At 65.0% G+C, this 14,882-nt stretch carries 17 protein-coding genes, 1 tRNA gene and 1 pseudogene; 15 read left to right on the top strand and 4 right to left on the bottom strand.

The genetic code is table 11. The features are described 5' to 3' along the window. Positions 1 to 17 precede the first annotated feature (17 nt). A complete protein-coding gene (locus E1181_RS00835; RefSeq protein WP_132671902.1) occupies positions 18 to 1,148 on the top strand; it encodes a helix-turn-helix domain-containing protein in 1,131 nt (376 codons plus the stop codon). Positions 1,149 to 1,239: 91 nt separating this feature from the next. Here the strand turns inward: E1181_RS00835 and E1181_RS00830 are convergent, their stop codons facing one another. From E1181_RS00830 to E1181_RS00820, 3 genes are all read right to left on the bottom strand, one after another. Further along, positions 1,240 to 1,887, bottom strand: a complete 648-nt coding sequence (locus E1181_RS00830; protein WP_132671901.1) for a DUF5677 domain-containing protein — start codon at positions 1,885 to 1,887, stop codon at positions 1,240 to 1,242. 563 nt (positions 1,888 to 2,450) lie between these two features. Then, the gene (locus E1181_RS00825; RefSeq protein ID WP_132671900.1) at positions 2,451 to 3,257 is read right to left on the bottom strand and encodes a protein phosphatase 2C domain-containing protein; all 807 of its coding nucleotides are present in this window, start codon (positions 3,255 to 3,257) and stop codon (positions 2,451 to 2,453) included. Beyond that, positions 3,247 to 4,074: a sigma-70 family RNA polymerase sigma factor gene (locus E1181_RS00820; RefSeq protein ID WP_132671899.1), complete on the bottom strand. Its 828-nt coding sequence runs from the start codon at positions 4,072 to 4,074 to the stop codon at positions 3,247 to 3,249. Before E1181_RS00820 ends, E1181_RS00825 begins: the two co-directional genes overlap by 11 nt. A 132-nt stretch (positions 4,075 to 4,206) precedes the next feature. On the opposite strand from E1181_RS00820, the gene E1181_RS00815 reads away from it, so the two are divergent. The 11 genes and pseudogenes from E1181_RS00815 (at position 4,207) to E1181_RS00765 (ending at position 11,857) form a co-directional block, all read left to right on the top strand. Then, positions 4,207 to 4,566, top strand: a complete 360-nt coding sequence (locus E1181_RS00815; RefSeq protein WP_132671898.1) for a hypothetical protein — start codon at positions 4,207 to 4,209, stop codon at positions 4,564 to 4,566. A gap of 497 nt (positions 4,567 to 5,063) precedes the next feature. Continuing rightward, positions 5,064 to 5,465: a hypothetical protein gene (locus E1181_RS00810; protein WP_132671897.1), complete on the top strand. Its 402-nt coding sequence runs from the start codon at positions 5,064 to 5,066 to the stop codon at positions 5,463 to 5,465. 172 nt (positions 5,466 to 5,637) lie between these two features. Beyond that, positions 5,638 to 5,895: a hypothetical protein gene (locus tag E1181_RS00805; protein WP_132671896.1), complete on the top strand. Its 258-nt coding sequence runs from the start codon at positions 5,638 to 5,640 to the stop codon at positions 5,893 to 5,895. 2 nt (positions 5,896 to 5,897) lie between these two features. Further along, positions 5,898 to 6,083, top strand: a complete 186-nt coding sequence (locus tag E1181_RS00800) for a hypothetical protein (protein WP_132671895.1) — start codon at positions 5,898 to 5,900, stop codon at positions 6,081 to 6,083. Between the two features lie 86 nt (positions 6,084 to 6,169). Further along, positions 6,170 to 7,558: an FtsK/SpoIIIE domain-containing protein gene (locus E1181_RS00795; protein ID WP_132671894.1), complete on the top strand. Its 1,389-nt coding sequence runs from the start codon at positions 6,170 to 6,172 to the stop codon at positions 7,556 to 7,558. A 16-nt stretch (positions 7,559 to 7,574) separates the two neighbouring features. After that, the gene (locus tag E1181_RS00790; protein ID WP_132671893.1) at positions 7,575 to 7,826 is read left to right on the top strand and encodes a hypothetical protein; all 252 of its coding nucleotides are present in this window, start codon (positions 7,575 to 7,577) and stop codon (positions 7,824 to 7,826) included. Continuing rightward, positions 7,823 to 8,014 (top strand): hypothetical protein, encoded by a 192-nt coding sequence (locus E1181_RS00785; RefSeq protein WP_132671892.1) that lies wholly within the window; start codon positions 7,823 to 7,825, stop codon positions 8,012 to 8,014. Before E1181_RS00790 ends, E1181_RS00785 begins: the two co-directional genes overlap by 4 nt. A 13-nt stretch (positions 8,015 to 8,027) precedes the next feature. Next, complete coding sequence (locus tag E1181_RS32475; RefSeq protein ID WP_132671891.1) at positions 8,028 to 8,891, top strand: DUF2637 domain-containing protein; 864 nt, start codon at positions 8,028 to 8,030, stop codon at positions 8,889 to 8,891. Positions 8,892 to 8,992: 101 nt separating this feature from the next. Next, positions 8,993 to 10,518: pseudogene (locus E1181_RS00775) on the top strand (replication initiator). A gap of 2 nt (positions 10,519 to 10,520) precedes the next feature. Then, on the top strand, positions 10,521 to 10,700 hold the full coding sequence (locus E1181_RS00770; RefSeq protein ID WP_132671889.1) for a helix-turn-helix domain-containing protein: 180 nt from the start codon (positions 10,521 to 10,523) through the stop codon (positions 10,698 to 10,700). After that, positions 10,700 to 11,857 carry a tyrosine-type recombinase/integrase gene (locus tag E1181_RS00765; protein WP_132671888.1) on the top strand — a complete coding sequence of 386 codons (1,158 nt, stop codon included), beginning with the start codon at positions 10,700 to 10,702 and terminating at the stop codon, positions 11,855 to 11,857. The genes E1181_RS00770 and E1181_RS00765 overlap by 1 nt, the downstream gene beginning before the upstream one ends. Positions 11,858 to 12,033: 176 nt before the next feature. On the opposite strand, the gene E1181_RS00760 is transcribed toward E1181_RS00765, so the two are convergent. Further along, positions 12,034 to 12,109: transfer RNA gene (locus E1181_RS00760), tRNA-Lys, on the bottom strand. 136 nt (positions 12,110 to 12,245) lie between these two features. Between E1181_RS00760 and E1181_RS00755 the strand changes: the two genes are divergently transcribed. From E1181_RS00755 to E1181_RS00745, 3 genes are all read left to right on the top strand, one after another. Beyond that, the gene (locus E1181_RS00755; RefSeq protein ID WP_207921950.1) at positions 12,246 to 12,785 is read left to right on the top strand and encodes a GNAT family N-acetyltransferase; all 540 of its coding nucleotides are present in this window, start codon (positions 12,246 to 12,248) and stop codon (positions 12,783 to 12,785) included. A 144-nt stretch (positions 12,786 to 12,929) separates the two neighbouring features. After that, entirely contained in the window at positions 12,930 to 14,111 is a 1,182-nt protein-coding gene (locus tag E1181_RS00750; RefSeq protein WP_132671887.1) for a cobalamin-independent methionine synthase II family protein, read from the top strand. Between the two features lie 39 nt (positions 14,112 to 14,150). Then, positions 14,151 to 14,849 (top strand): class I SAM-dependent methyltransferase, encoded by a 699-nt coding sequence (locus E1181_RS00745; protein WP_132671886.1) that lies wholly within the window; start codon positions 14,151 to 14,153, stop codon positions 14,847 to 14,849. The last annotated feature ends 33 nt before the right edge of the window (positions 14,850 to 14,882 follow it).

The following is a 14,882-nucleotide window of genomic DNA, read 5'->3' as shown; positions in this document are numbered from 1 at the left end:
AGCGAGAGAAGGACGAGATGCTAGCGGTATCCCCAGGGGAGCGGCTAAGGACCCTAAGGCACCTACTAGGGTTCACTCAGGCTGAGCTTGCCAAAGTAACTGGGGTGCAGCAGTCTTGGATTTCCGAAGTGGAGGGGCTTTCAAGGGAACCAGCTATAGAAAGACTGGAACTCATTGCAGAGGTCACAGCTACGCCAATTGAGTTTTTCTATATTCAGCCAAAAGATGTGCCGCTAGATTCACTACGTTTTCGCAAGAAAGCTTCAGCTAGCAAGGTAGTAACGCAGCGCGTGCATGCCTTGTACGGCGAAAGCTATCGAGTCAGTGACACGCTCATATCAGAAGAAGGATATCCAACCCCTCCTCTTCCGTTCGCCACGGAAGAGGAGGTTACTCAGGATCGAATTCAGGAGCTCGCCTCCCAGGCCCGAGAGGCCCTCCGACTAGCACCTGACAAGCCAATTCCTAACTTGACCCGAGCCATGGAGCGGGCAGGAATTGCGGTCGCTCCTTTTGTCCTTCCTAATGATACAAACGGCTCGTCTTCTACGTGCGGCCATGACGGGTTGTCGTATTGGGGGGGCGTCGGGGAAACGGCACTAGTAGGCTACTTTCCCGGACAACCAGGAGACAGGGAGAGGTTTACCCTAGCCCACGAGCTCGGACATTTGGTGCTGCACACGTTCCGCCCATTTGCGATGGAAGCAGAAATGGAAGCGCACAATTTTGCGAGCGCGCTACTTGTGCCACAAAAGCGTGCCTTGCGGGATATCAATGAAAGGAAAACCCTCACTGACTATGCCCGGATGAAGGCCACGTGGGGCGTTTCAATCCAATCGCTAATCAAACTTGGCCACACGCTGGATTTGGTTAGCGAAAAGCGCTATCGATCCCTTTATGTGCAGCTATCAGCCAAAGGGTGGAGAAAGGAAGAGCCGGTAGCAGTCGGAAATGAGTCTCCAGTACTCCTGCAGAAACTTCTCTATCGCCGCTTCGGCGATCGCCCATACGCACCCGGATCGCATCATCTTGCGTTTCCAGTATCTCTCTTGCGCTCGATCATTCCACCACCAAAGAAGCAGCGTCCGAAATCAGCTGGACCGAAGAATCGATCACTGGCAGTAGTGAAAGATATATCAGCCCGATAGAGATTGCTGTGGTGTAAGGGATGCGGCGGCCGCATTGCTTACTTTGCTGCCTATTGGTCAGCCTTCGTCAGAAGTGGCGATGGCGCTCTGGTCACGCTGAGTTGGCAGACGAGCTGGTTGTGGGCCAGTCCGGCGGGGGGAAGATCCTATCGATCACCACGAGCTGAAATACAATATCGAGCGCAGCTGAGAACGCGATATTGTGGGCGCGTTCCGGGGTGGAAAAGTCCTGGTCATGCGCATAGGCATAGTTGTCCTCCTCGATCTGCACGAGGCTGACGAGCGCCGCGTCTGGGTCCCCGTGGATCAAGCTGTTAGCTCTTGAGACCTCGCGCATGAAACCGTGGAGCAATGAATCCGGAGCGCCGGGAAGCAAGCAATTAAGGCGTGTCCGCAGACTGGGGCGTTGGTGGTGCAGCCAGCCAGCTTCCCAAAGCGCGACAGACTGAGGGTTCTGTTCGAGGTAAGCCAACGTTGCGACTCGCTCCAGCAACGGCCGCAGCAGGACGGCGGACGATAGTAGGTAGCCACCTTTGATCAAGTGTCGAATGCTGCGAGCGATGCTGGCTGAGCCCGGTACTAGCTGGAACGAAGCCACTTGCACACGGTTCAGGTTCGCCTTGTCCGCGCTTAGGACGCCTACGTACTTCAGTCGCCGGTCGAGTTGACGGAGCTTCTCATCGAGGAACTCGACTCCAGATAGCACTGAGTACGGATCGTCTGCGGGGGTGGCGTCCATGACTTGTTAGGTATACCCCCTTGGCTCCCTGCACAAAGGGAGGGCCTCTGTCCTCACCCCGTCGACCTGGCGTAGCCCTCATCAGGCCGTGTCAAGGGGGCAACCGGCGGTGTCAGCGGGAGAGGCCGGCACTCAAGCTTGCCCCCTTGACACGGGCTGATAGCCCTTGTGGAGGTCGATGGGGTGAGGACAGAGCAGCCACGACCGAACCGCAGCCGATGTGCCTGTCCCCCTCACCCTGTTGGCCTGCCCGTCCGGCGAGGACATCTTTTTGTGCCTGAGCGTGGGCCCGTTCTGGCGGTGCGGGGCCGCCTGCCTTCCCGTTTGGCCGGGGCGCGGGCGCCGGGACCGGCCGCCAGGCCGCATGCCCGGGGTCCCGCTGCCCCGGCCAGGGAAACAGCAGGCAGGCGGCCCCGCAGGGGCCGCCCTTGATGAAGAAAAGAAACTCTGAACACACGCGCAGTGCATCAAGATCAAGATCTGGGGTCGGGTCCTCGATCCGGTCGACGACTGCGTCGGGGTTCAGTGCCAGCATGCGGTCGTGGGGCGTCCTGGCCGGGGGCTTACCTGAAGCGGACAGCAGCGATGGCCTTGTCGTCATGCCGCTTAGAGCGTGGAAAGAGCTTCCCGTCCGGATCATCGGTCTCTTCCCATTCGTGCAGGCGATCAAGCAACGCCAGCAGCGCGGACTGACCGGCTGCCGCTAGGTCCGACCAATTGTCGAGGCCAGTATGACGCGCCGTGTTTAGAGCACCGTCGGTCACGAGAATCGCCCAGGGCGTCGACTGGACCGGGTGAGTCGCAGTGAGAGCGTGCGCTGCTGCGGCGGGGTCGGCTTCGGCGATCCAGTATCCCCCGGACTGGTTTCGATGCTTCGCCTGTTGATTCTGGAGTTCACGCAACAACTGCGTGTGATCTTCGTCGTAGCCAGCCCCTTGGGCCAATCGCTCTTGGTACCGGCTCCGCTCCCCCAGGTTCAGGGCGTCGATCCGCCCATCGGTGACAATTCCGCTCGGAAGCACGATCGCGCTGTCACCGAGCACGAGCGTGTCGACCAGATCACCGCGCTGACGAACGATGGCCACCGTGCTTGATGGAGATTCCCCAGCACTCAGGTTCAGTTCCGCTGCCGCCTCTTCGATCGCGACCGCCAGAAGATTGGAGAGGTCTGCCTCGGGGGCTTCCTCCAGGGAACGGCTGAGGCGGCTGCCCAGGGCCGCCGCATACCTGCTCGCCGAGACCGGAACCGGTATGAACGCAGATGCTCCGTCTAGGACGAGGACGGCATTCCTGGTCACGAAGATCTTGTCGTCGCTGTTCTCGGAACCAGGAAGTTGGGCGGTCGCTACAGATGCGACCTCACCAGGCATAAGGGCCTCCTACGAGTTCGCTCTTGGTGATGGTGAGGCCGTCGTAGGTCGCGCGCACAGCTCCGCTGAAGGACACGTCGCCGACCCGGCGGTAGAGGTCGGCGAGGTTGCCCGTGAGGTAGTGAGCGACTCCAAGCGACCCGATAGCGTGGATGCCGGCGATGTGCACGACGACCCGACCGTCATAACGATGACGCGCGAAGTACCCGAGGTCTGCGTGCTGCGGCGTCTCGTCATCTGCAGGCGAGCCGAACCGCTCCCCTGAATCGCGGTGTTCGAACCACCACCGACCGCCGTCCTTGATAAGCGTCGCGACGGGGTCTTCATCAAGCAGTTCGGCACCGATTGGGGCGGACTTCGGGCCGCAGACCACGACACCGTCGCCTTCCGGCGCGGCTTCGGTTTCCGGACCGATCTGGTATCGATCGACCGTGAATGACAGTGCGGCCAGCAGCGATTCCAGCTGCTCCCCCGTCTCCGCGTCCTCGGCGGCAATGAGCGGGCGTTCGCGGTCGGTGACCTGGTACCGGTACGGAATACCGATGCTCACTGGCCCCACGCCGAAGAAGGCGCGCTGAGCAGCCGCAGCCGACTGCTTGATCTGTGTGACACGGCCCTTGGTGATGCCGAGACCCGCTGCAATCTCCGTGTAGCTCATCCCCAGCTCACGGTGGGCCTCTTCGATCGCTGCCTTGCGCAGCCGGGCGAGCTCCGTAGCACGCTGCTGATAGATCGTGATGAGATCTGTGGCGCGCTGACCTCGGCGGATGGGGTCAGTCTCCCTCCGCACGGCTTCGAACTCGTCCTTGGTGGTCACACCCGGAGTTTAGACCCCTTGACAGCCGAGGGCCAACGCCCTACCTTGGTGTTTAGACCCCCTCAACAACAGATTGCGCCGCAGGTGTTTAGGGGGGTAAACACAGCCGAGAAGATCTAGCTGGAGGCAGAGATGCTGAGGAACATCCCGGTCAACATGCAGGGCTACAAGCTGATGATCACCGAGGCTCCGCAGGAGAAGACCCGCGAGAAGGACGGCGTGCAGGAGTTCGTGAAGGACCGCGAGGGCGTGCAGCAGTTCGTGGTGTCGCTGTTCGCGAAGCGCCGGGTGCAGCCGGGCGAGTTTGCGGGCAAGGGTGAGGAGATCAAGGTGACGCTGACCGCCGACCCCGGTGAGGGCTTCGAGGAGGGCGTCTACGTCCAGCTGATCGACGCGACGGTCAGTCACTGGGAGAACGACAACGGCTCGGGCCTGGCGTTCAAGGCCAACGGCCTGACCCCGGCGAACGCGCACATCCCGGCCGCCGCCTGACCAGCCCCGCATTCTGACCATTCCCATCTGCATTTTTCTAAGCCTTATTCAGGCTACTTGTTGTTTGAGATTTCCATAGTGGGCCGAGCTATGCCTTTTTCGGCGCGAAATTGTGCGCCGGAGAGGCCTTATTGGCCCCGGGGGTAGCAGTTTCCCGGGGTCTTTATGGGCTCTCGCAAGGGATAGCGAGAAAGGGGGTGACTTCGATGCCGCCTTACCAGGAGAGCAGCACCGCGTCGTGCGCGAATGGCTGCGGAATGCCCGTGTGGGGCTCGCAAGTGATGTGCACGTCGTGTGCCACGAAGTGATCAATCAACAGAGAAGGAAGTGGTTTCAAGTGTCTTTGTGCTACTGCCCGGCGTGCCACATCGACCCGATGCGGTACCGGCACTCCGACGACCAGTTCTGCCACAACAAGGCGAACGGAGGTGAGCGTCATGGGTGGGTGTGATTTCCACGGCTCCGGCTGCCTGGGCTCCGAGAAGGGGTGAGCGGGCATGGGCGGTGAAACGGATCTGTTCGGCAACCCGGTGGCCCCGCTGCCCAAGCGGGAGGAGTCCCGGCCACTGATCAACGACATGGACCTGATCGAGAAGGTGCTCCGGTCGGCCTCGCGTATCGGGTTCGTGCTGGTCGGCATCCGCGAGGACGTCTACAAGCGCCTTAGCAACGACGAGGTCGAGAAGGTCCCGGACCACATCGATACGGCCGTGCACCAGCTGATCGAGACTCGCTGGTTAGAGATCGGCGGCACCCACCACGTGCGCTACGGCCGCTACCAGGGCTCCGCGCGATCGGTTCTCGTGCCGCGCAGATCGAAGCAGGCCGCCTACCGATGGGAGGCACTGGCCAATCCCTGGAACAAGAACGAAGTCGAAGAAAGGGGGCGGGTGGCGTGAGTTCCTGTCAGCACTGGTTCTACTTCGTCAGCCCGGACGGCACCGCGCAGTGCCAGGACTGCCCGCATTCGTGGAAGGTCAATTGATTTCCGAACGAGCACCACCATTCAACCCCGCAATCAGGGCCGGGTCGAATGCAGTTTCCAACCGACAAAAGGGAGTGTGAGAGATCGTGCAGGTTCAGGCTGCGAATCGTCACGCCATGAACAAGTACCGCGACCTGGCCGCTGTTGCTTTGGTTCGCACGGCGCTGGATGAGGCTAAAAAGCTCCACAAGAAGATCCAAGAGCCCGGCGAGACCGACTGGCGGGTTCCCGGGCGCGATGAGGTCGACGGCGCCCACGCGAAGGCGGCTGTGCAGTTGACGTCGTTTCACGCGGCGACGGTGAAGTGGGAAAAGGAACTCGTCTCGAAGGGATGGAGGGTCTGAGCATGAGCCAGTACCAGGTGACGGCTGTGATCGAGGACATCGACAAGGCCATGAGCAAGCTCCGGGAAGCGATGAAGGGCTTGCAGGTGCGCACGGCGGGGTTCAAGAAGGACCACGACGAGCTGGCGCGGACGGTCGCGAACTACAAGGTCGACCTCGAAGACGCCCAGATCAACAACTCGAAATAACCCGAACACGCAAGTCCCCGAAGGGGCTCGGCTACCGGCTTCGCGCTGGCAGCCGAGCCCCTTTTTCTGAATGGAGTTGATCCGCAATGGCTTTGGTGAACCGACGCAAGGGCATGGAATGGCGCGCAGCCTCGTGGATGGCACGCCACCCCGGCATGACCGGCACACCTGCGGCGCTGGCCGCGAGCGTGGTCGAGCTCGGACCGGTCACCACCGGGACCGTAATGGCCGGACTGGGTGCGGCCGGGGTGTCCTGGTATCGCGGACATCCCGAGACCTTCGACCGCTTCGGCGCCCCCGTGCTGCGCTCGTTTCGCCGCAGATGGCTGCGCTACGTCGGCCGTCGCTGGCGAGGGCTGATGATCGATTGCGAGTTCGGCCGCGAGAACCGCCGCACCGGCCACATCGAAGTCCCCCGCCTGGTCCGCGTCCGCTCCGCCTCGCCCTCGATCGACACCCTCTACGTGAAGGTGCTGCGGGGCCAGTCGCTGAAGAAGTTCCAGGACGCCGCCGACGAGCTCTCCATGGCGCTCCGGGCCGACGCGCTGGGGATCGTGAAGGTCAAGCCCGGCGTGATCGCGCTGACCGTCGTGCGGGGCAACCCGTTCGAGCAGATCATCGACCCCGCTGAGATCCCCGCGGATTCCTCGGACGTGGACCTCTCGGCGCTGTACTTCGGCGAGGACGAGTACGGCAACGACTGGACCGAACCGATCCTCGGCAACCACCTCCTCGGGGTCGGCGCTGCCGGTTCCGGCAAGAGCTCGCTGATGTGGAACCCACTTCGGGCGATGGGATTGGCGATCCGCGACGGCCTGGTGCGGGTCGACATGTGCGACCTCAAGGGCGGCATGGAAGCGGGCAACGCCCGCCCGCTGTTCAACAAGTACGCCGACGACCCGGACAAGGCCTTGCAGGTCATCGAGGCCTTCCGCAACGACATGAAGACCACGCAGCGCCACCTTAAAGACGAGGGGCTCCGCAAGGTCCGCGTCAGTACCGAGACGCCGCTTCGGGTGCTGATGATCGACGAGCTGGCCATGATGACCGCCCTCGGCAGTTCCAGCGTCACTCGCGCCGCTGTGAAGCTGCTGGCCGAGATCATGACCCAAGGACGCGCCTCCGGCTTCGCGGTCTGCGCCTACCTGCAGGAACCGACCAAGGACATCCTGCCGGTGCGCGACCTGTTCACCCGCCGGATCTGCCTGCGCACCACCGCCGAGAACCACGCCGACATGACCCTCGGCGACGGCATGCGCGTCAAGGGCGCTCTCGCGGACGAGATCCCCGCTGATGAAGAGCACGCCGGGATCGGCTTCCGCGTCGACCAGTACACCCGCAAGCCGATCCGGGTGCGGGCCGGGAATGTCGCCGACGAGGACATCGAGGAGCTCGTCCGGACCTGCCCGGCGCCGACTGAGGACACCTCGAACGTGGTCGAGTTTCGCCGCGACGAAGACGAAGACGCGGCCTGATCCAAGGAAGGAAATCGTGGACCGCACACAGCTTTTCGACTCCGAGCCGGGTGATTGCCGCCCGATCGTCATCGCCCGCCCGCATGCGGAGGGCTTCGAGGTGGCGATCACCTGGCCCGGCGGCGCCGCGAGACCCGAGCCGCTTCGCGTGGTCAGTCTCGCCGCGTTCTGGGAGGTCCTCAACGACCTCACCTCACTGCACACCGAAACCCGAACCGACCCGAACCAGTACGCACTGTTCACCGATGAGGAAGGAACGAAGTCATGAAGCCTGTTGTCCACGTGGAACTGACCGGCAAGGCCATCAAGACCGTCCTGGTTTTACTGACCTTCACCTCGGCGATCCTGGCTCTGGTGTGGCTGTTGGTCAGCCCTGCCTATGCGATCGCCGGAGGCATCGGCGTGATCCTGGTCGTGCGGGGCCTGTACGCCCTATTCACCCCCAGCACCGAGTAAGGGGGTAGACGCGATGGACCAGGACACGCCCCAGAGCAAGGCGCACCTGTGGCTCTCGCCGGTCGCGCTGGGGATCGTGGCGCTGGCTGCGGTGATGGGCTGGGCCGCGAGCTTCGTCGGGCTGCACGAATACGGCATGACCTCCATGACCGGGTTCGGCTACTGGACCGCGTGGCTCGTGCCGGCCACCTTCGACGGGGCGGCGTTCGCCTGCACTCTGATGACCTACCGGGCCTCCATCCACGGCCGCTCCGCCCTCCGCGCCCGGCTGCTGATGTGGGGATTTACGGCGGTGAGTTCGTGGATCAACTGGATTCACCAGCCCAGCCTGGAAACCCGGCTGGTCGCTGCTGGGTTGCCGGTTGCGGCGGTCGCGGTCTTCGACATCGTGCTGTTGGAGATGCGGGCGGACTACGAAGCCCGTAGTGGCCGCACCAAGTTCCGGCTCCGGCCGGGCCTGCTGGTCCTGCGCTGGCTGGTCGACCGCACCGGCACCACCACGGCGTTCCGCGCCCAGATCACCGCCATTCCTGTCCACCAGCTCATCGGACAGGCCGCCCCGGCGGAGATCCCCGCACCGGAACCGACCCCGACACCGGCTCCAGCTCCCGACCCGCGTTCGGCCACTCCGGCCGCATCACCGGCACCACCAACGCCGGTGGCCACGCCAATCACTGAGATCACGAAGGCGGTCAGCAAGGGGCCCAAGCTCCCGCCCCCGATGGTCAAGGCCGTGCAGGCGGCCTACACCCGCGCCCGCGACGAGGGCCGGGAGTTCACCGCTGATGACGTTCACGCCGTGATCAAGGTCCCAGCCGACAAGGCGGAACAGATCGCGGCCAGCTACAGCACCACCAACGGACACGCCCTCGCGTAAGCCGTGGTTCCACAACTGAAAAGCACCGATCGCTCGGCGGGACATCACCGGGCAGATCGGTCAGGTGGTGTCCCGCCTCTGACCTTCGTCAGGAGGTGGAGATGTCACCGACTACGTTCATGACCGCCGACGATTACCGTGCGCTGGTCGCTGACGGCTTCCAACGCCGCGCCCGCGCCGCAGGTTTTCAGCAGTGGCGCACCGAGGCCGCTATGACCGGCGGCTGCACTCACCCGATCCGCCTGTCCGGACAGTGGGCCATTCAGGACACCGCCACCGGCACGGCCTTGGCCTCCCGGTCCGGATACGTGACCGTTCCGTGCGGCAACCGCCGCGAATCGGTGTGCGTGGCCTGCTCCGACCGCTACGCCGCCGACGCTTTCCACCTCCTCAAAGCCGGACTCACCGGCGACACCAAGGGCATTCCGGCCTCAATCGCGGACAAGCCCCGCCTGTTTCTGACCTTGACCGCTCCGAGCTTCGGGCCGGTCCACAACCGCCGGGCACCGCACGGCAAGGCCATCCCGTGCCGCTGCGGCGAGTACCACCACCCCGACGACCCCCGCATCGGACAACCGCTCGACCCGGCCAGCTACGACTACACCGGCCACGTCCTGTGGCAGGCCCACGCCGGGACCTGTGGCACCGCTTCGCCACCTACCTCAAGCGCTACCTCGCCCACGCCGCCGGGCTCCCGCAGCGCCTGTTCGCCGAGCACGCGCGGCTGTCGTTCGCCAAGGTCGCCGAGTTCCAGCGACGCGGCGTGATCCACTTCCACGCCGTCATCCGCCTCGACGGGCCGGAGGGTGCGGGCGATGCGACCCCGGGGTGGGCCACCTCCGATGTGCTCACCGACGCCATCCGCCTCGCCCACGCCAACACCGCCATCACCTCCCCCGAGGTTGACGGCCGCACCTGGGAGTTGGCGTTCGGGGAGCAGATCGACATCCGCCCCATCCGGCCTGCTGATGCTGGGCAGGTCGAGGACGACCGGGGCGTGATCACCGATGACCGACTGGCGTCCTATGTGGCCAAGTACGCCACCAAGGGCACCGGCAAGAGCGAAGCCGTCGACCGGCGCATCCGCACCCAAGCCGACATCGACCGTCTCAAGGTCACCGAGCATCACCGGCGGATCATCCAGACCGCCTGGGACCTCGCCGCTCCGGTTCCGTGCCCGGACTGCCACCCCGAGGGCTTCCACACCGCCGAAGGATGCGGCTGCGAGCAGGCCCAGTACTGCGCGACCTGCAACAACGGCGGCGAAGTCACCCGCACCGTCCTGTGGCACCGGCTCCACCCGGAGCAGGTCGACAAGCCCGACCCGCTGGACGCGCTCAAGCTCCGCCACTGGGCTCACATGCTCGCCTTCCGAGGCCACTTCCTCAGCAAATCCCGCTACTACTCGGTGCCGTTCCGGCAGATCCGCGACGACCGCCGCCAGTACCGGCACGAGGAAGTGCTCACCGAGCTCGGGGTCACCGACGACTCGATCACTGTCATCAACGACTGGTCCCTGGTCAGCGTCGGCCACCGCACCCCCGAAGAACGCGAACTCGCCGCAGCCATCGCTGAACGCCAACGCGAGGCACGCAAACACCGCCACAGCATCGAGAGGAAGGACTGACCATGCGCAACCTGTGGGGAACGAAGGACGTGGCTGACTACCTTGGTGTGCCACAGCGAACGCTCTACGAATGGCGACTCAAGGGATACGGGCCCACCGGACGGAGAGTTGGCAAGTACATCCGGTACAAGCCCGACGACGTTGAGTCCTGGTTCGAGTCGCAGAGCGAGGTGTTGATCTGATGCCTCGCAAGCCGTTGCCGATTGGAACCTATGGCGAGATTCGCACACACCAAGACAAGCGCGGGTGGCGGGCGATCGCGAACTTCCGGGACATGGATGGTGTCACGCGCCCGGTTGAACGGCGGGGGCGCTCGAAGTCGGCCGCGATCCGGAACCTCAAGATCGCGTTGATCGAGCGAGGCAAGCGGCGCGTCGGGACGGAGATCAACGCGGATAGCAAGTTCGAGGATGTGGCTCGGAAGTGGCTGGCGATGGTTGAGCGGCTGGTTGATGTCGGGGACCGGTCGCCGACGACGCTTGACCAGTACCGAAGCGTCCTGAACAAGCACGTGATCCCGGCGTTCGCTGAACTGCGGATCGGTCACGAGGTGACGGTGCCGGTGCTGGAGGCATTCCTCCAGGCCACGCGCACAAACAAGGGCGTCGGGGTCGCGAAGACCGCGAGATCCGTACTGTCCGGGGTGATGGGGCATGCTGTTCGGAACCAGGCGCTTGATCAGAACCCGGTCCGGGAAACGTCGCGGCTGGAAGGACGCCGCAAGCGCGGGAAGTCTGGTCGGCGTGCCCTGACTCGCGAGGAACGGGTTCAGTGGCTCGCCCAGCTGGAGGCTGACGAGAAGGCCACCAGGTGGGACCTGCCGGACCTCTCTCGTTTCATGCTCGCGACCGGGGTCCGGATCGGCGAGGCGCAGGCGGTGTACTGGGCCGACGTTGATCTGGATGAGGCCCTGGTCGATGTCGATTTCAACGTGGTCAGGGTGAAGGGCAAGGGCCTGATCAGGAAGTCGACGAAGACCGAGTATGGAGAGCGGACTCTGCCGCTGCCGTCGTGGGCGGTCGAGATGCTGCGGCACCGCTTCACCGAGGCGGGCGAACCGTCCGATGGGCCGGTGTTTCCGGACAGCCTCGGCAGGTTGCGGGACCCGTCCAATACGCGCCGCGTGCTACGGGAGACACGCGGCAGTGAGGGGTTCGCCTGGGTCACGTCGCACGTGTTCCGGAAGACCGCCGCAACGATCCTGGATGAGGCGGGGCTCACTCCGCGGTTGATTGCTGATCAGCTCGGCCACTCGCGCCCGTCGATGACGCAGGATGTGTACATGGGCCGCAAGGCGGTCAGTCGGGAGACTGCCGATGCCATGGAGGGCGTCATCTAGCGCGCGGTATGCCAGCGGCTGGCCTCCTCAGATAATGAGGGGGCCAGCTGTCGTGGTATCGGGGTGCTGCCCCTCCGGCTGGCTTGGCCTGTGCGGCCTGGCTGAGCCGTTTTGCGTGGTAAAAGCATGGCGGCGATCTTGAAAAGAAGAACCCCAGGCCGTGTGACCTGGGGTTTTGGTGGGCCGCCAGGGGATCGAACCCTGAACCCGCGGATTAAAAGTCCGCTGCTCTGCCAGTTGAGCTAACGGCCCGCGTGCCCAAGGTTACAAGGTCCGGATGATCTTCGCGGCTCGTGGTAGCGGCAATTCGGACCGAAGTCACACCAGGGCATCCCAGGGCCGCGCAGCCGGGCGCTCCGGGTGCGTGCGCGTCCGCCGAACTCGAAGGGTGAGCGACGTCTTGACCTACCAGCACCGACTCGCCACGCGCGAGGACCTGCCCGCGATCGTGGACATCTACAACTCGGTGATCCCGGAGCGCTCGGCCACCTGCGATCTGGAGCCGATCACGGTCGCCTCCCGGGAGGCGTGGTTCGCGGAGTCCGATCCGCAGCGCCACCCGATCTGGGTCGGCCACGAGCCCGGGAAGCCTGAGGTCGTAACCGGTTACGTGTCGTTGGAGCCGTTCCTCAACGGGCGCCGGGGGTACGACGTCACCGCCGATCTGGCGCTGTACCTGCATCCCGACCATCGGGGCAGCGGCCAGGGCGCGCAGCTGCTGAGCCACGCCATCGCGCGGGCGGCCGAACTGGGCTTCCGAACCATCGCGACCACGATCTTCGCCTCCAACGAGCGGAGCCTCCGACTCTTCCGGGCCCACGGCTTCCAGGAGTGGGGACGTCTACCGGCCGTGGCCGACCTCGACGGCCGTCCCGAGGACGTCGTCTTCGTGGGACTTCCCCTCGGGACCAGGACGGCTCTGGTCTGAGCTGGCCGCGCAGAACGGAACGTGCCCAACCTGCCCTCGAACGCCAGGGTTTCCGGGGTGTTGACCGGGGGCTGGGGGTGGAGAAGGGTTCGGAGTGCGGTCTTGGGGGCCGTGTTCGTCAGGGTTGTTGGCAGAAGGAGAGCCGTGAGCAGGATCCTCGCGACGCACACCGGAAGTCTGATCCGTCCGACCGAACTCCTGTCGTTCCTGTCCGCGAAGGCCCGAGGTGCGGCCGTGGACGAGGACGCCTACCAGCTCCGCCTGTCGGAGTCCGTCGACGACGTCGTCCGCAAGCAGGTGGAGGCGGGCGTCGACGTCGTCGACGACGGCGAGATGGGCAAGGCCAGCTGGATCACCTACCTCTACGAACGGGTCAGCGGCCTGGAGTCGCGACCGATCGAGCTCGAAGGCCCGAGCATGCTCCCGCCGAGCCGCGACCGGCAGGCGTTCCCGGGCGCTTACGCCGAGCTCGACGCGCTCGACGAGGCGGCCGTCCGCAAGAGCAGCGCGCAGGAGCAGGCGCCGTCGGCCTGGTACTGCACCGGCCCGCTGCGCTACGACCGGACCGCGATCGACCGCGACATCGCGAACGTGAAAGCCGCTGTGGCGCAGCACGAAGGGGTCGAGGCGTTCCTGCCGGTGGTCGCGCCGGCGAGCGCCTACTGGCTGACCAACGAGCACTACGACTCCGAGGAGGAGTTCGTCTTCGCGCTCGCCGACGTGCTCAAGCAGGAGTACCGGGCGATCGTCGACAGCGGCCTGCTGCTGCAGGTCGACGACGCGGTGCTGATGCACGAGTGCGACACGATCCTGGCCGGGGGAGGCTCCTACGACGACTACCGGCGCTGGGCGGAGCTGCGCGTGCGGGCCCTCAACCACGCGCTGGAGGGATTGCCGGAGGAGCGCGTCCGCTACCACGTGTGCTTCGGCAGCTGGCACGGTCCGCACGCGTTCGACCCACCGCTGCGCGACGTCATCGACCTGATCCTCCAGGTCAACGCGGGTGCTTACGCGATGGAGCAGGCAAACCCGCGGCACGAGCACGAGTGGCGGGTGTGGGAGGACGTGAAGCTGCCGGACGGCAAGAAGCTCATCCCGGGCGTGGTCACGCACCACACCAACGTCGTCGAGCACCCGGAGCTGGTGGCGCAGCGGCTGGTTCGTCTCGCGGGTGTCGTCGGGCGGGACAGCGTTCTCGCCGGAACGGACTGCGGTTTCGCGCAGGGCGCCTTCGTGAAGCGGGTCCACGAGGAGATCCAGTGGGCGAAGCTCTCGGCACTGGCGGAGGGCGCGCGACTGGCGTCGCAGCACCTCTGGAGTCGATAGATTACCCTGCACCGCTTGGTTTTTCGGTAGAATGGCCGGATGGGAGACGCTGCTCGTCCGGTGCGCGACGTTGACGGTCTGCTGCGGATGCTCGACGAGATCTTCCCGGCGCCGGAACCGTTCTGGGACCGCTTCTACGAGGACCGCGACCGAGATGTCCCGTTCTTCGCCGCCAAACCGGATGAAAGCCTCGTGTCCTACTTGGACGGAGGTGCGCTGAACCCGGGCCGCGCGTTGGACTTGGGGTGCGGCCCCGGCCGCAACGCCGCGCACCTGGCCGCCTCCGGGTTCGACGTCGACGCGGTGGACCTGTCCGCCACCGCGATCGCGTGGGCCCGGGAGCGGGCCCCGGAGGTCCGCTTCCACCAGGGCGACGCCTTCACCGCGGACCTCACGGGCCCCTACGACCTCATCTACGACTCGGGCTGCTTCCACCACCTGCCGCCGCACCGGCGGATCAGCTACCTCGACCTGCTCGACCGGCTCCTCGCCCCCGGCGGGCACCTGGCGATCAGCTGCTTCGTCGCTGGAGCCGACAACTCCGGGACCGAACTGCCCGACCTGGAGCTCTACCGCCAGGGCGTCCTGGCAGGTGGACTCGCCTACACCCCCGACGAGCTGCGGGACGTCTTCGCCGATCTGACCCCCGTGGAGGTCCGGCCGATGCGCGCCCAGCCGCCGGAGTCGCCGGTCTTCGGCGCGGACTTCCTCCAGGTCGGGCTCTTCCGGCGCCGATGAGTTCTGGGGTGCCGTCGAGTCGACACTCGAAGG

This window comes from Saccharopolyspora terrae (genome assembly GCF_004348435.1).
Classification (GTDB): domain Bacteria; phylum Actinomycetota; class Actinomycetes; order Mycobacteriales; family Pseudonocardiaceae; genus Saccharopolyspora; species Saccharopolyspora endophytica.
Note: the sequence above shows the minus strand (reverse complement) of the source record. Positions and strands in the feature narration are given on the sequence as shown.

Bases quoted from the DNA above. Each gene is read 5' to 3' on its own strand.
- E1181_RS00835 (WP_132671902.1), top strand. From the start codon at position 18: ATGCTAGCGGTATCCCCAGGGGAGCGGCTAAGGACCCTAAGGCACCTA.
- E1181_RS00830 (WP_132671901.1), bottom strand. From the start codon at position 1,887: ATGGACGCCACCCCCGCAGACGATCCGTACTCAGTGCTATCTGGAGTC.
- E1181_RS00825 (WP_132671900.1), bottom strand. From the start codon at position 3,257: ATGCCTGGTGAGGTCGCATCTGTAGCGACCGCCCAACTTCCTGGTTCC.
- E1181_RS00815 (WP_132671898.1), top strand. From the start codon at position 4,207: ATGCTGAGGAACATCCCGGTCAACATGCAGGGCTACAAGCTGATGATC.
- E1181_RS00810 (WP_132671897.1), top strand. From the start codon at position 5,064: ATGGGCGGTGAAACGGATCTGTTCGGCAACCCGGTGGCCCCGCTGCCC.
- E1181_RS00800 (WP_132671895.1), top strand. From the start codon at position 5,898: ATGAGCCAGTACCAGGTGACGGCTGTGATCGAGGACATCGACAAGGCC.
- E1181_RS00795 (WP_132671894.1), top strand. From the start codon at position 6,170: ATGGCTTTGGTGAACCGACGCAAGGGCATGGAATGGCGCGCAGCCTCG.
- E1181_RS00785 (WP_132671892.1), top strand. From the start codon at position 7,823: ATGAAGCCTGTTGTCCACGTGGAACTGACCGGCAAGGCCATCAAGACC.
- E1181_RS32475 (WP_132671891.1), top strand. From the start codon at position 8,028: ATGGACCAGGACACGCCCCAGAGCAAGGCGCACCTGTGGCTCTCGCCG.
- E1181_RS00770 (WP_132671889.1), top strand. From the start codon at position 10,521: ATGCGCAACCTGTGGGGAACGAAGGACGTGGCTGACTACCTTGGTGTG.
- E1181_RS00765 (WP_132671888.1), top strand. From the start codon at position 10,700: ATGCCTCGCAAGCCGTTGCCGATTGGAACCTATGGCGAGATTCGCACA.
- E1181_RS00745 (WP_132671886.1), top strand. From the start codon at position 14,151: ATGGGAGACGCTGCTCGTCCGGTGCGCGACGTTGACGGTCTGCTGCGG.